The 13,869-nt window shown below is 66.8% G+C and carries 16 protein-coding genes and 1 riboswitch; of the genes, 11 read left to right on the forward strand and 5 right to left on the reverse strand.

The window, feature by feature from the left end:
* The first annotated feature begins 2 nt into the window (after nucleotides 1-2).
* The 4 genes from BLR24_RS20350 to BLR24_RS20365 are packed head-to-tail and all read left to right on the forward strand — an operon-like array spanning nucleotide 3 to nucleotide 3,003.
* Nucleotides 3-1,001: a KpsF/GutQ family sugar-phosphate isomerase gene (locus BLR24_RS20350; protein WP_093020219.1), complete on the forward strand. Its 999-nt coding sequence runs from the start codon at nucleotides 3-5 to the stop codon at nucleotides 999-1,001.
* Nucleotides 1,001-1,549 carry a KdsC family phosphatase gene (locus BLR24_RS20355; RefSeq protein ID WP_093020221.1) on the forward strand — a complete coding sequence of 183 codons (549 nt, stop codon included), beginning with the start codon at nucleotides 1,001-1,003 and terminating at the stop codon, nucleotides 1,547-1,549. The genes BLR24_RS20350 and BLR24_RS20355 overlap by 1 nt, the downstream gene beginning before the upstream one ends.
* On the forward strand, nucleotides 1,546-2,184 hold the full coding sequence (gene lptC / locus BLR24_RS20360) for an LPS export ABC transporter periplasmic protein LptC (RefSeq protein ID WP_093020223.1): 639 nt from the start codon (nucleotides 1,546-1,548) through the stop codon (nucleotides 2,182-2,184). The genes BLR24_RS20355 and lptC overlap by 4 nt, the downstream gene beginning before the upstream one ends.
* A gap of 36 nt (nucleotides 2,185-2,220) precedes the next feature.
* Entirely contained in the window at nucleotides 2,221-3,003 is a 783-nt protein-coding gene (locus tag BLR24_RS20365) for an SDR family oxidoreductase (protein WP_093020225.1), read from the forward strand.
* Between the two features lie 89 nt (nucleotides 3,004-3,092).
* Here BLR24_RS20365 and BLR24_RS20370 read toward each other — a convergent pair whose 3' ends face one another.
* Nucleotides 3,093-3,665, reverse strand: a complete 573-nt coding sequence (locus BLR24_RS20370) for an RNA recognition motif domain-containing protein (RefSeq protein ID WP_093020227.1) — start codon at nucleotides 3,663-3,665, stop codon at nucleotides 3,093-3,095.
* Nucleotides 3,666-3,926: 261 nt separating this feature from the next.
* Nucleotides 3,927-4,102, forward strand: a riboswitch (yybP-ykoY riboswitch).
* A gap of 16 nt (nucleotides 4,103-4,118) precedes the next feature.
* Between BLR24_RS20370 and BLR24_RS20375 the strand changes: the two genes are divergently transcribed.
* From BLR24_RS20375 to BLR24_RS20390, 4 genes are all read left to right on the forward strand, one after another.
* Nucleotides 4,119-4,682, forward strand: coding sequence for a TMEM165/GDT1 family protein (locus BLR24_RS20375; RefSeq protein ID WP_093020229.1), 564 nt, complete (start codon nucleotides 4,119-4,121; stop codon nucleotides 4,680-4,682).
* Nucleotides 4,683-4,810: 128 nt separating this feature from the next.
* Nucleotides 4,811-5,986: a homoserine O-succinyltransferase MetX gene (locus BLR24_RS20380; protein ID WP_093020231.1), complete on the forward strand. Its 1,176-nt coding sequence runs from the start codon at nucleotides 4,811-4,813 to the stop codon at nucleotides 5,984-5,986.
* Nucleotides 5,983-6,570 (forward strand): methionine biosynthesis protein MetW, encoded by a 588-nt coding sequence (metW, locus tag BLR24_RS20385; RefSeq protein WP_093020233.1) that lies wholly within the window; start codon nucleotides 5,983-5,985, stop codon nucleotides 6,568-6,570. Before BLR24_RS20380 ends, metW begins: the two co-directional genes overlap by 4 nt.
* Before the next feature lie 23 nt (nucleotides 6,571-6,593).
* The gene (locus tag BLR24_RS20390) at nucleotides 6,594-7,184 is read left to right on the forward strand and encodes an IMPACT family protein (RefSeq protein WP_093020235.1); all 591 of its coding nucleotides are present in this window, start codon (nucleotides 6,594-6,596) and stop codon (nucleotides 7,182-7,184) included.
* On the opposite strand, the gene BLR24_RS20395 is transcribed toward BLR24_RS20390, so the two are convergent.
* Complete coding sequence (locus BLR24_RS20395) at nucleotides 7,129-8,061, reverse strand: ion transporter (protein WP_093020604.1); 933 nt, start codon at nucleotides 8,059-8,061, stop codon at nucleotides 7,129-7,131. The genes BLR24_RS20390 and BLR24_RS20395 overlap by 56 nt on opposite strands.
* A 137-nt stretch (nucleotides 8,062-8,198) precedes the next feature.
* Here BLR24_RS20395 and BLR24_RS20400 point away from each other — a divergent pair, with 137 nt between their 5' ends.
* On the forward strand, nucleotides 8,199-8,717 hold the full coding sequence (locus BLR24_RS20400) for a bactofilin family protein (protein WP_093020237.1): 519 nt from the start codon (nucleotides 8,199-8,201) through the stop codon (nucleotides 8,715-8,717).
* Here the strand turns inward: BLR24_RS20400 and BLR24_RS20405 are convergent, their stop codons facing one another.
* Nucleotides 8,718-9,515, reverse strand: coding sequence for a DUF72 domain-containing protein (locus tag BLR24_RS20405; RefSeq protein WP_093020239.1), 798 nt, complete (start codon nucleotides 9,513-9,515; stop codon nucleotides 8,718-8,720).
* Nucleotides 9,516-9,606: 91 nt separating this feature from the next.
* Between BLR24_RS20405 and BLR24_RS20410 the strand changes: the two genes are divergently transcribed.
* Together BLR24_RS20410 and BLR24_RS20415 are read left to right on the forward strand one after the other, a co-directional pair.
* Nucleotides 9,607-11,118 (forward strand): M20 family metallopeptidase, encoded by a 1,512-nt coding sequence (locus BLR24_RS20410; RefSeq protein WP_093020241.1) that lies wholly within the window; start codon nucleotides 9,607-9,609, stop codon nucleotides 11,116-11,118.
* A 14-nt stretch (nucleotides 11,119-11,132) separates the two neighbouring features.
* Nucleotides 11,133-11,984, forward strand: a complete 852-nt coding sequence (locus BLR24_RS20415; protein WP_093020606.1) for an alpha/beta hydrolase — start codon at nucleotides 11,133-11,135, stop codon at nucleotides 11,982-11,984.
* A 9-nt stretch (nucleotides 11,985-11,993) separates the two neighbouring features.
* Here the strand turns inward: BLR24_RS20415 and BLR24_RS20420 are convergent, their stop codons facing one another.
* Both BLR24_RS20420 and BLR24_RS20425 read right to left on the reverse strand, forming a co-directional pair.
* A complete protein-coding gene (locus tag BLR24_RS20420) occupies nucleotides 11,994-13,178 on the reverse strand; it encodes an MFS transporter (protein WP_093020243.1) in 1,185 nt (394 codons plus the stop codon).
* Between the two features lie 133 nt (nucleotides 13,179-13,311).
* The gene (locus BLR24_RS20425) at nucleotides 13,312-13,767 is read right to left on the reverse strand and encodes a YidB family protein (RefSeq protein WP_093020608.1); all 456 of its coding nucleotides are present in this window, start codon (nucleotides 13,765-13,767) and stop codon (nucleotides 13,312-13,314) included.
* Nucleotides 13,768-13,869 lie beyond the last annotated feature (102 nt).

The raw sequence follows: 13,869 nt of genomic DNA on the forward strand, positions 1-13,869 counted from the left end.
CGATGAGTTCAGCTCCCCTGCCCCCCGTGGTCGATGCCGACGCGATCCTTGCGCGCGCCCGCGTCACCTTCGACATCGAGTCCGACGCCGTGCTCGGCCTCAAGTCGCGCGTGGGCCCGAGCTTCGTCGACGCCGTGCGCAAGATCCTCGAAGTGCGCGGCCGCGTGGTCGTCATGGGCATGGGCAAGAGCGGCCACGTGGGCCGCAAGATCGCCGCGACCCTGGCCTCGACCGGCACGCCGGCCATGTTCGTCCATCCGGCCGAGGCCAGCCATGGCGACCTGGGCATGATCAAGGCGGTCGACCTGGTGCTGGCCATCTCCAACAGCGGCGAGGTCGACGAGCTCACCGTGATCCTGCCGGTGGTCAAGCGCCAGGGCGTGCCCCTGATCGCCATCACCGGCCGCGTCGATTCCACCTTGGCCCGCCATGCCGACATCGTCATCGACGCCGGCGTCGCCAAGGAGGCCTGCCCGCTCAACCTCGCCCCCACCGCGAGCACCACCGCCCAGATGGCGATGGGCGATGCGCTGGCGGTGGCGCTGCTCGATGCACGCGGCTTCGGCTCCGAAGACTTTGCGCGCTCGCACCCCGGCGGCGCGCTCGGCCGCAAGCTGCTCACCCACGTGGCCGACGTGATGCGCTCGGGCGACGAAGTGCCGCGCGTCGCCCCCACCGCCACGCTCAGCGAACTGATGCGAGAGATGAGCTCCAAGGGCCTCGGTGCCACCGCGGTGGTCGACGCCGAAGGCCGGGCCATCGGCATCTTCACCGACGGCGACCTGCGCCGCCAGGTCGAGACCGGCGGCGACCTGCGCGGCCTGACGGCCGTCGACGTGATGCACCCCGGTCCGCGCACGCTGCGCGCCGATGCGCTGGCAGTCGAAGCGGCCGAGCTGATGGAAGAACACCGCATCACCAGCGTGCTCATCGTCGATCCCACGGGGCATCTGATCGGCGCGCTCAGCATCAACGACCTGATGCGCGCGAAGGTCATCTGATGCCGCTCGACTTCCAGGCCGAGACCTTGCTCGCTGCGCAGGATGTGCGCATAGCCTTCTTCGACATCGACGGCGTGCTGACCGATGGCGGCGTCTATTTCACCGAGCACGGCGAAACCCTCAAGCGCTTCAGCATCCTCGACGGCTACGGCCTCAAGCTGCTGCGCCTGGCCGGCATCACCCCCGCGGTGATCACGGGGCGAGATTCGAAGCCGCTGCGCGTGCGGCTCGAAGCGCTCGGCATCGAGCATGTGCGCTACGGCACCGAAGACAAGCTGCCGGCGGCTGAAGCCATGCTCCAGCAGCTCGGCTTCGGCTGGCACCAGGCCGCCGCCATCGGCGACGACTGGCCCGACCTGCCGGTGCTGGCGCGCGCCGGCTTTGCGGCGGCGCCCGCCAATGCGCACCTGGAGGTGCGCGAAGCGGTCAACTACGTCACCCGCGCACGCGGCGGCGAAGGCGCGGCGCGCGAATTCTGTGATCTGCTGCTGACGGCCTGCGGCCAATATCGGCGCCTGCTCGACGCCGCCCGGGGTCTCCAGCAATGAAGGGTGCCTGGAACCTGCTGCGCGACGTACTCGACCGCGCCACCATCTACCTGCCCATCATCCTGACCGCGGCGGTGGCGCTCGGTACCTACTGGCTGGTGCGCAATGCGCCCAAGCTGCTCGAACCCACCGCCAAGGTCGCACCCACGCACGAGCCCGACTATTTCATGCGTGGTTTCGTGATCAAGAACTTCCTGCCCAACGGCGACCTGCGCAGCGAACTCCATGGCAAGGAAGGCCGGCACTACCCGGACACCGACACGGTCGAGGTCGACGACGTGCGCATGCGCTCCGTCTCGCCGCAGGGCTACACCACGCACGCCACCGCGAATCGCGGCGTGTCGAACTCCGATGGCAGCGAGATCCAGCTCTTCGGCAATGCCGTCGTCATCCGCGACCCGGTCGTGGCGCCGGGTGGCAAGGGCACGCCACGCCTGGAGTTTCGCGGCGACTTCCTGCACGCCTTTCTCGACTCCGAGCGCGTGACGTCGAACAAGCCCGTCACGCTCATTCGCGGCACCGACCAGTTCACCGCCGACAACCTCGACTACGACAACCTGAGCGGCGTGGCCAACCTGACCGGCCGGGTGCGCGGCGTGCTGATTCCATCTGCCGCAGCCGGCAAACCGCGCTGAAGAAAAAAAGCCACCACCCCGGAAGACAACCCGCGAATGAGCCCATCTCCCCTTGTCTTCATCACCGGCGCGTCGAGTGGCATTGGCCAAGCCCTTGCCGCCAGTTTTTACCAGGCAGGCTACCGGCTGGCGCTGGCCGCCCGGCGCACCGGGGAGATCGAAACCTGGGCCGCCGCCTCCCAGTTGGATCCGTCGCGCTATCAGGTCTATAGCGCCGACGTGGCTCAGACCGACAGCATTGTGGGTGCGGGCGCCGCATGCATCGAACGCCAGGGCCTGCCCGACGTGGTGATTGCCAACGCCGGCATCAGCGTGGGCATCGACACGGCGGAGCGCGAAGACATCGAGGTGATGGTCCAGACCTTCGCCACCAACAACGTGGGCCTGATGGCCACATTCCATCCCTTCGTTGCGGCGATGCGGCAGCGCGGCAGCGGCCGGCTGGTCGGCATCGCGAGCGTTGCGGCCATCCGCGGCTTGCCGGGGCACGGGGCCTACTGCGCCAGCAAGTCGGGTGTGGTCGCGTACTGCGAGAGCCTGCGCGGCGAGCTGCACAACAGCGGCGTCAAGGTCGTCACGCTCTGCCCGGGCTACATCGATACCCCGCTGACGCAGGGCAACCGCTACGGCATGCCCTTTCTCATGAAGGCCGAGGACTTTGCGGACCAGGCGCTGCGCGCCATCGAGGCCGGCACCAGCTACCGCGTGATTCCCTGGCAGATGGGCGTGATCGCCAAGCTGATGCGCATGCTGCCGAACGCCTTGCTCGACCGCGCCGTGCAAGGCCGCGCCCGCAAGAAGCGCAGCGGCGAAAGCTGAGCCTTCCTCGGGCGCCGCCTCTTTGCGTCCGTCCCAATGAAAAAGGCTCCCGAGGGAGCCTTTTGTCTGTGCGAGCCGAAGTGCAGGGCTCAGTAGCCGCTGTTGCCACCGCCGCCGTAGCCGCCGCCGCCACCACCGGAGCGGCCACCACCGCCGCCGCCGCGAGGACCGGCGCCGTAGGGGCTGCGGAAACCGCCGTCGCCACCACCGCCGCCACCGCCACTGCGTCCACCACCGCCGCCGCCGTAGCCGCCACCACCGGAGCGGCCACCGCCGCCGCCGCTGCGATCGCCGCCGCCACCACCGTAGCCCCCACCGCCGCCGCCGTAGCCACCGCCACCACCGCCGCCATAACCACCGCCGCCGCCGCCGCCGCCGTAGCCGCCGCCACCACCGCTGCGCGGGGGACGTGCTTCCATCGGGCGTGCTTCATTGACGACGACGCTGCGGCCGCCCAGGGGCTGGCCGTTCATGCCGTTGATGGCGGCTTGCGCTTCCGCGTCGCTGCCCATCTCGACGAAGCCGAAGCCCTTCGAGCGGCCGGTGTCGCGTTCCATCATGACCTTGGCACTGGTCACCGAACCGAATTGTCCAAAAGCCTGTTCGAGATCACCGTCGCGCACCGAGTAAGGCAGGTTGCCGACGTACAGTTTGTTGCCCATCAAGGGACTCCTATAAACACATAGCAAGAAAAGCGATGGAGTCCCGAAAGCATCACTCAACCAAGAGCTGTCGAGTCGCGCGAAACTGACCGATCACCGAACTTCCTCCCGGCAAAATCAAGAGGGAGGCTCGTGCATTATGGGTGAAATATGTGAAATGCAAGCAGGAATTTGCCGCTTCCTGCAGGGCCTCCAAAAATTACGAAAAGCTAGCGTCTGCTTACCTGCAGACAGAGGGCGCTCGGCGGGTTAGGTAGAATCCCGAGCGTCATTGGGGAGTAGCCGCCTTCCACCGCGAGAAGGGCCCGCGTCAACAGACTTGTCCTGACCCACACAGGACATGGCGCGTGCAGTGAATCACCTGGCGAGACCTTTGACCGTGCAACTTCGGGAATATGGCCGAAGGTGTTGCACGGTCAATTGCGTCCTTCGGCCCAAGGAACCCCTGCTTTCATGGAAGCTTTTCTCGTTGCAACGGGCGTGGTTGCGCTCGCCGAAATGGGCGACAAGACCCAGTTGCTGGCCCTCTTGCTGGCCGCTCGTTTCAGAAAACCCTGGCCCATCGTGCTCGGCATCTTCGCCGCCACCATCGTCAACCATGCACTGGCCGGCGCGGTCGGCAACTACATCACCCGTTGGCTCGGCCCCGAGGTCCTGCGCTGGATCCTGGGGGGCTCGTTCATCGCCATGGCGGCCTGGATGCTGATTCCCGACAAGCTCGACGAAGACGACGCGCCAGCCGCCTCGCATTACGGCGTCTTCGGCACCACGCTCGTCGCGTTCTTCCTGGCCGAGATGGGCGACAAGACCCAGATCGCGACCGTCATGCTGGCCGCACGCTTCACGCAGGCCTATGTGTGGGTGGTGGCGGGCACAACGCTTGGCATGATGCTGGCCAACGCCCCGGTGGTCTGGCTCGGCGACAAGATCGTGAAGCGGGTGCCGATCACGCTGGTGCACGGCATCTCGGCCGTGATCTTCCTCGTGCTTGGCATCGTGATGATCGTCGGCTGGTAATCCGGCAGGGCGATATACTGCTTCTTGCGCCGATTTGCTTCAGCTTGCGGGCGCTTTATAAATTCAGCTAAAGACAGTCAGTTGGCGAACAACCCGGCTCGTTTTTGGCGAGGCCGGGTTTTTTATTGATGTCGTCACCTTCTTTGGTCGTCTCTTCGCAGTCGATGCAGTTCGCAGGCCCGCTGGCCTTGCGCAGCGGCGCCTCGCTCAGCGACTACACGCTCGCGTATGAAACCTACGGCACCCTGAACGCCGACCGCAGCAATGCGGTGCTGGTGTGCCATGCACTCAACGCCTCTCATCATGTCGCGGGCACCTACGAAGGGCAGCCCAAGTCCGAAGGCTGGTGGGACAACATGGTCGGCCCGGGCAAACCGGTCGACACCGACCGCTTCTTCGTGATCGGCGTAAACAACCTGGGCTCCTGCTTCGGCTCCACCGGTCCGATGCACGTGAACCCCGCCACCGGGCGCGTCTATGGCGCCGACTTTCCGGTGGTCACGGTCGAGGACTGGGTCGACGCCCAGGCCGTGCTGCTCGATGCGCTCAGCATCCGCACGCTGGCGGCCGTGATGGGCGGCAGCCTCGGCGGCATGCAGGCGCTGTCGTGGACGCTGCAGTACCCCGACCGCGTGCGGCACGCCGTGGTGGTGGCCAGCGCGCCCAACCTCACGGCGGAGAACATCGCCTTCAACGAAGTGGCGCGCCGCGCCATCGTGACCGATCCCGATTTTCATGGCGGCCACTTCTACGATCACGGCGTGATTCCCAAGCGGGGCCTGCGCATCGCGCGGATGATCGGCCACATCACTTACCTGAGCGACGACGTCATGAACGAGAAGTTCGGACGCATTCTGCGCAGCGCGGTCGAGGGCGAGGCGGCGGGGCTGAACTACCGCTATTCGACGCAAGAGATCGAGTTCCAGATCGAGAGCTACCTGCGCTATCAGGGCGACAAGTTCAGCGAATACTTCGACGCCAACACCTACCTCCTGATCACGCGCGCGCTCGACTACTTCGACCCGGCGCGCGCCCATGGCGGCAACCTCAGCGCGGCCCTTGCCCAGGCCACCGCCAAATTCCTGCTCGTGAGCTTCAAGACCGACTGGCGCTTCTCGCCCGCGCGCAGCCGCGAGCTCGTGAAGGCGCTGCTCGACAACCGCCGCAACGTGAGCTATGCCGAAATCGACGCACCGCACGGCCACGATGCCTTCCTGCTCGACGACGTGCGCTACATGGGCGTGGTGCGGTCCTACTTCGAGCGGGTGGCGCACGAGATCCAGGCCGAAGGGACAGCGCAATGAGCGATATCGAAACCCAGCGCCTCATCGCCAACCTGGTGCCCGAAGGCTCGCGCGTGCTCGACCTCGGCTGCGGCGACGGCGCCATGCTCGACCTGCTGCAGCGCGAGCGCGGCTGCAGCGGCTATGGCGTCGAAATTGCCGACGGCAACGTGCTGCAGTGCATCCGCCGCGGCGTCGACGTGATCCAGCTGAACCTCGACGAAGGCCTCGCGGTGTTCGACGACGCCACGTTCGACGTGGTGCTGCAGATCGACACGCTGCAGCACCTGCGCAATGCCGAGGTCATGCTGCGCGAAACCGCGCGCGTGGGCCGCATCGGCATCGTCGCCTTTCCCAACTTTGCGCATTGGCCCAATCGCATCAGCATTGCGCGCGGCCGCATGCCGGTGACGCGCCGCCTGCCCTACCAGTGGTACGACACGCCCAACATCCGGGTCGGCACTTTCAAGGACTTCGAAGTGCTGGCGCAAAAGAACAGCCTGCGCGTGCTCGATGCCTTCGGCGTGCAGGAAGGCCGCAGCGTGCGCTGGCTGCCCAATGCTCGGGCGGGCACGGCCGTGTTCAAGTTCGAGCGGGAGCGCTGAGCGCCCTGAAGCACGGCGGACTCATGAGCTTCACGCTCTCGCATCCGGCGCACAGCGAACTGCTGATCAAAAAAAGCCGCTTCATCGGTTGCGTCCAGCCGGTGGCCGACCGGGCCGCGGCACTGGCCGTGGTGGCCTCGCTTCGCAACGAACACCCCGCCGCGGCGCATGTCTGCTGGGCGCTCATGGCGGGCGGCCAATCGGCCGCCAACGACGACGGCGAGCCGGGCGGCACCGCCGGACGCCCGATGCTCGAGGTGCTGCGGCACCAGCAGCTCGAAGGCGTGCTTGCCACGGTGGTGCGGTACTTCGGCGGCATCAAGCTGGGCGCGGGCGGGCTCGTACGGGCCTACACCGATGCCGTGGCGCAGGCCTGCCTCGGGGCGACGCTGGTTCCGCTCGTGCGCCAGCGGCTGCTGCAATGCGCCGTGCCCTATGCGCTCGAGGGGCTGGTGCGGCGCGAGATTGCCGCCGTCGCCGGCGCTGCGCTGGTCGAGGTGCGGCATGGTGACGCGGTGGACTTCACTTTCACGCTGCCCGAGCCCGACGCCGCCAGCTTCATCGCCCGCCTCGACGATGCTGCGCAAGGGCGCGCCGTCTGGCCGCAGGCGTGAGCCGACGCGCGGGAGCCGTCGGGGCCAAGGGAGGCATCATCGCCAGCACGCCGCGCGGCGCAAGTGCCACCGACACCGTCGTATCGTCGTCGGGACCGCGCCGCGCCATCTCGGCGGTGACGATGCCCGTCGGCACGGCCAGCACGCCCCAGCCCAGCAGCATCATCACCGAGGCAATGGCACGGCCGAGGTCCGTCTTGGGCACGAGGTCGCCGAAGCCCACCGTGGCCATGGTCGATATGGCCCAGTAGATGGCGACCGGAATGCTGGTGAAGCCGTGCACCGGGCCCTCCACCACGTACATCAGCGTGCCCATCACCAGCACCACCAGCATCACGAAGCCGACGAACACCGTGATCTTGCGGCGGCTCGCGGCCACGGCCGAGACCAGCGCGCGGTATTCCACCGAGTAGCGCGACAGCTTGAAGATGCGGAACACGCGCAGCAGCCGCAGGACGCGCACGTCGATCAGGTAGGCGAGCTCGGGCGCGAGCGCCACCAGGAAGGTCGGCAGCAGCGCAAGCAGGTCGATCACGCCATAGAAACTCAGCGCATAGCGCAGCGGCTTGTTCACGCAGGCGAGCCGCGCGATGTATTCGAGCGTGAACAGAATGGTGAACGTCCATTCGAGCACGTTGAACACGGCCCGCCATTGCTCGCGGATCGGCTGCACGCTGTCGAGGATCACCACCAGCACGCTGGTCACGATCACGGCGATCAGGATCAGGTCGAAGAGCAGGCCCGCGCGCGTGTCGGCCTCGAAGATCACCGTGAACAGCCGGCGTCGCCAGCCGCTCGCCGGTTTGTCGAAGCGCGCGTCGATGGTTGAAGAGATGGCGAAGGTCCGGGCAACAGGGTCGGTGTTCGATCGGGTCATCTTTGCGGGGCCGGAGGCACTGGAGAGCGCCATTGTCGGACGGCCATGGGATTTATTCAGTTACGTTTCTTGCGCAATGAAGTGCCGCAGGCCGCGAGGGGGTTCTTACGATAGCCCCTTTGTTGAGGAGCTCCCCATTGGCTACACAGTCCCCCTTTTTCGGCAAGCGTGATCGTGACACCGACTCGTTGACCTCTCGCCCCGCGCCGCTGGTGGGCTCGGGTACCAATCTCTCGGGTTCGCCCGTCAATCCTTCTTCGCTGACCGCTCAGCAAGGCGGCCTCACCGCAGCAGCGACCGCACCCGCCAAGGAAGGCGGCAGCAAGCTCACCGTCGGCCCCAACATCAAGCTCAAGGGCGTCGAGATCACCGATTGCGACACGCTCGTGGTCGAAGGCCTGGTCGAGGCCACGATGGACTCGCGCCTGATGCAGATCGCCGAACAGGGCGAGTTCAAGGGCTCGGCTGAAATCGACATCGCCGAAATCCGCGGCGTGTTCGACGGCAACCTCACGGTGCGCGAAAAGCTCGTGATCCATTCGACCGGCAAGGTCACTGGCAAGATCCGCTACGGCAAGATCGTGATCGAAGAAGGCGGCCAGCTGTCGGGCGAAATCAGCTTCGGCGCCAAGCCGTCGCTGCAAGCCGCGGCCTGATCAGGCCGCTTCTTCAGGCGGCTTCCAGCCCAGGCGCTCCAGCAAGGCACCGGCCGCGGCCGGTGCTTTTTCTTTGGCGCCGTTGATGAAGTAGACGAACACCTCGCGCTTTTTGGGCGATTCGGCCCACTGCTGCGCGCGCTCGGCCCAGCTGTCGAGCGCTTTCGGCGCATAGCCCGTCTTGAGCTTGGCGTCGGCCATCATGAGCCGCGCATAGGCGAAGTCACCGTCGGGCTCTTCGAACGACGGGAACTTGTCTGCGTCGGTGAACACGGTCGATACCTTGTACTTCTTCGCGAGCGCCTGGTAGGCGGGCGTGATGAAGCTCTCGTGCCGCACGTCCATCACGTGGCGAAGCGCGCGGCTGCCCTCCTTCTTCGGCAGCAATTGCAGAAAAGCCTCGAAGTCCTCGGCGTCGAACTGCTTGGTGGGCATGAACTGCCACACGATCGGGCCGAGCTTGTCGCCCAGTTCGACTACGCCGCTTTCGATGAAGCGTTTGATCGAGTCTCCCGCGGTCGCAAGCACCTTGCGATTGGTGGTGAAGCGCGAGGCCTTCATCGAGAACATGAAGTCGTCGGGCACCTCGTCGTGCCACTTGCGGAAGGTCTCGGGTTTGAAGGTGCTGTAGTAGGTGCCGTTGATCTCGATGGCGCTCACGTGGCGGCTCGCATAGCGCAGCTCCTTGGCCTGCGCGAGCCCCTTGGGATAGAAGTTGTCGCGCCAGGGTTCGTAGGTCCAGCCGCCGATGCCTACCCTGATATCCATCTGGTTCGAAGTCGATGTTGCCTTGCTCACATTGCGCTCCGGGTTGAGATCGCCCGCACTCTACGCGGGGTCGCGCACGGGCGCAAAATGCGTTTTTTCGTCACCCGCGGAGAACTCCCCGATGAACGCCCCCCTGCACCGCGAAATGCCCGCCGCAACGCTCGATGCCGAGCGCGCCCTGTCCGATGTCAGCGCCCGATGGGACGGCGACATCGTCAGGCAACTCACCGACTACATCACCATTCCCGCCAAGTCGCCCGGCTTCGACGCCGACTGGGCCGCTCACGGCTACCTTGAAACGGTACTGCGCAACGCGGCTGCCTGGGTCGAGGCGCAGAAGGTCGAGGGCCTGAAGCTGGAGATCGTGCGCCTGGAAGGCCGCACGCCGGTGCTGTTCTTCGAAGTGCCGGCCACCGGCACCGACATGGGCGAGACCGTGCTGATGTACGGCCACCTCGACAAACAACCCGAATTCACCGGCTGGCGCAACGACCTCGGCCCCTGGACGCCCAAGTACGAGAACGGCCTGCTCTACGGCCGCGGCGGTGCCGACGACGGCTATGCGGTCTACGCCAGTGTCGCCGCGCTGCAGGCGCTCAAGAGCCAGGGCGCAGCGCATCCGCGCATCGTGGGGCTCATCGAGACCTGCGAAGAAAGCGGTTCCTATGACCTGCTGCCGTACGTCGACGCACTGCGCCCGCGGCTGGGCAATGTCGAACTGGTGATCTGCCTTGATTCGGGCGCCGGCAACTACGACCAGCTGTGGCTCACCACGTCGCTGCGCGGCATGGCCAGCGGCACGCTCAAGGTCGAAGTGCTGACCGAAGGCATTCACTCCGGCGACGCGTCGGGCCTGGTGCCTTCGAGCTTCCGCATCATGCGGCAGGTGCTCGACCGCCTCGAAGACAGCGCCACCGGCCGCCTGCTGCCGGCGAGCTTCCATTGCGAAGTGCCGGCCGATCGCCTGGCGCAGGCCAGGGCCACCGCGGCCATCCTCGGCGAAGAGGTCTACAAGCGCTTTCCGTGGGCGCACTACGACTGCGGCGGCTCGACCATGTTCGCGCTACCGACCACCACCGATCCGGTGGAAGCGCTGCTCAACCGGACTTGGAAGCCCACGCTGTCGGTCACCGGCGCGGAAGGCTTCCCGGCGCTCAAGGATGCGGGCAACGTGCTGCGCCCGTACACCGCGTTCAAGCTCTCGCTGCGCCTGCCTCCGCTCGTCGATGCGGCCGAGGCAGTGCAGAACCTGAAAAAGCTGCTCGAGGACAACGCGCCCTACCAGGCACGCGTGACCTTCGAAAGTGGCGGCGGGGCCACGGGTTGGAATGCGCCGACGATTACGCCCTGGTTCGAAGACGCGCTCAACAAGGCGTCGCGGGCGCACTTCGGCGCCTCGTGCGGCTACATCGGCCAGGGCGGCACCATTCCGCTGATGAACATGCTGAGCGCCGGCTTCCCGAAGGCCCAGATGATGGTCTGCGGCGTGCTCGGCCCGAAGAGCAACGCGCACGGACCCAACGAATTCCTGCATGTGCCCTACGCCAAGAAGCTTACCGCTGCCGTGGCCGAGGTGATCGCGGCCCTGCCCGCTGCGCATCGCGCCGCGGCCGCGGAGCCGGTCGCCGCTTGACCGGACCCGCGCCGCTGACGCCACCTTTGCCGCCGCCGCGCGTTTCGCTGTCCACGCATGACGGCGAGACGCTGGCGCTGCGCCGCTTTCCCGCGGCCGGTGCGTCGCGCGCCGTGGTGGTGCTGGTGCATGGGCTGGGCGAGCATGCCGGCCGCTATCAGGCATTGGCCGAGCGCTTGCACGGGTGGGGATTCGCCGTGTGGGCGCATGACCATCATGGGCACGGCGAGTCCTCCGGCGCGCGCGGCGGCCTGCCGAGCGAGTTGCGGCTGGTCGACGACCTTGCGCTGGTCATCGACGACGCGCGGCGCGAGAACCCCGGCCTGCCGCTGGTGCTGCTGGGCCACAGCTTGGGCGGGCTGGTCGCGGCCAGCCTGGTGGCGCGCGGCGTACGGCCGGTCGACGGGCTGGTGCTGTCTTCTCCGGGGCTCGATCCCGGCCTGAATAAGTTCCAGAAGGCACTGCTCGCGGTGCTGCCGCGCATTGCGCCCGGGCTTCGCGTCGGCAATGGGCTGGACGACAATTTTCTTTCGCACGACCGCGCCGTGGTGCAAGCCTACCGAGACGATCCGCTCACGCACGACCGCATCGGCGGCCGGCTTGCGCGCTTTCTCGCGCACGAAGGGGCTTTGGTGCAGCAGGCGGCGGCGCATTGGCCGGTCCCCACTTTATTGATCTACGCGGGCGACGATCGTCTGGTGGTGCCGGCCGCCAGCCGTGCCTTCGCCGAGGCGGCCGCGCCCAGCGGGATGGTCGAAGCGCGGTGCTTCGAATCCCTGTACCACGAGATATTCAACGAGCTGGATACCGGGCCGGTGTTCGCCGCGCTGCAGCGCTGGCTTGACAAGCGCTTTCCGCCGGACTGAAGGGGCGTTTCAGGCGCCTGCAGCGGCAGCCGCAGCAGCGCGCCGGCGCGTCTGCGCGAGCCACAGCAGTGCCGCGCCCGTGAGCACCACCGGCACCAGCGAACCGTAGTTCAGCAACTGCCAGCCCTGCGTGGTGACCAGCACGCCCGAGGCGAACGAGGTCAGCGCCAGCGTCGCGAACACGCAGAAGTTGAGCGCGCCCTGCGCCCGGTCGCGCTCTTCGGCCGTGTAGGCCGTCAGCGACAGTGTCGTGCTGCCGGTGAACAGGAAATTCCAGCCCACGCCCAAGAGGCAGAGCGCCACCAGGAAATGCTGCAGTTCCACGCCCGACAGCGCAACGGCGATGCAGCCGAAGTTGAGCGCGAGCCCCACCCCCATCACGGGCAGCGCGCCAAAGCGGCGGATGAGGTGTCCAGTGAAGAAGCCTGGTGCGAACATGCCGATCACATGCCATTCGAGCACCAGGGCAGCATCGGAAAAAGGCAGGCTGCAGATCTGCATGGCGATGGGCGTCGCGGCCATAAGCAGGTTCATCACGCCGAAGCCCAGCGCCCCCGCCGCGGCCGCCACGATAAACACCGGCTGCCGCATGATCTCCGAGAGCGGCCGCCCGCCCAGCGCCTGCTGGCGAGTCAGCGTGGCGGGAAAGTCAATGAACCGCATGACCCCCATCGAGAGCAGTGCCACTGCTGCCAGCGCGATGTAGGCACCCGCGAACGGCACCGCAAACACTTCGCGCGTGGCGGCCGCCAGGTTGGGGCCCGCCACCGCGCCGATCAACCCGCCGGCCATCACCAGCGACACGGCCTTCTCGCGCCAGGCCGGCGCCGCGAGTTCGGCGGCGGCAAAGCGATACAGGCCCGCGTTGGCGTTGTAGTAGCCGGCCACTACCGTGGCAAGGCACAAGAGCCAGAAGTTCTTCGACACGGCCGCGAACGCGCAGAGCAAAGCCGAGCCCAGCGCCACCGCCAGCCCGATCTGGAACGAGCCGCGGCGGCCGAAGCGCTGCTGGGTGCGCGCCACCAGCCCCGTGGTGAGGGCGCCGCCCACCACGTAGCCCATGACCGGCAGCGTGGCCATCCAGCCGTGCGGCGCGATGCTCAGCCCCACCAGCCCGTTGATGGCAATGAAGGTGACGTTGTTGGTCAGGAACAGGCCCTGGCAGATGGCAAGCAGCCAAAGGTTGCGGTTCATGGAAAAGTGGCGAAGGCGCGCAGCGGCATGGAGGCTGAGGTTCTACGCGATTCGCTTCCGGTGCGCCAGCCGTAATGCGCAGGCCAAAAAAAAGCGCCCTCGCGGGCGCTGGAATTCTTGATGAGCCAATGGCTCAGGGCTGCCTGTTCTGCAGCAGGCCGCCGAGCGAACTCAGCAGGTCGCTCTGGTCGCCAAGGCCCTGCTCCGGCACCTTACCGTGCGGCGTGAGCTGGTCGATGAGTACCGGCAGCAAGGTGGCCAGCATGGGCAGCAGCGTTTGCGCATTGATGCCGAGCCTGGAGGCGATGTTGGCAATGGTGTCGCTGCCCAGCGCGTCCTGCAGCTGTCCGCCGGATACCGGCTGGTTTTCTCCCTTGCCGATCCAGGAGCCGATCACGTCGCCCATGCCCGCTTGCTCGAACTTGGAAACCAGCCCTCCCAAGCCCCCTGCGCTGCCGTTGTTGGCGAGCAGCCCGCCCAGCGCGCCGGCCAGGCCGCCGAGATCGCCCATCCCGCCGCCCTGCGGTTGCTGCTGCTGTTGGCCCGCGCCTCCGAGCACCTGACCGAGTACCGAATCGAGCAATCCCATGGCCATTTCCTTGGTGTGTGACAGAACCGCCCGCATTTTCCAACGCAAACGGACCGCGAGCCGACAGTGGAGGTGCCCACTATCGCCGCGTCGTGTGACAAA

Source organism: Variovorax sp. OV700 (genome assembly GCF_900099805.1).
Classification (GTDB): Bacteria; Pseudomonadota; Gammaproteobacteria; order Burkholderiales; family Burkholderiaceae_C; genus Variovorax.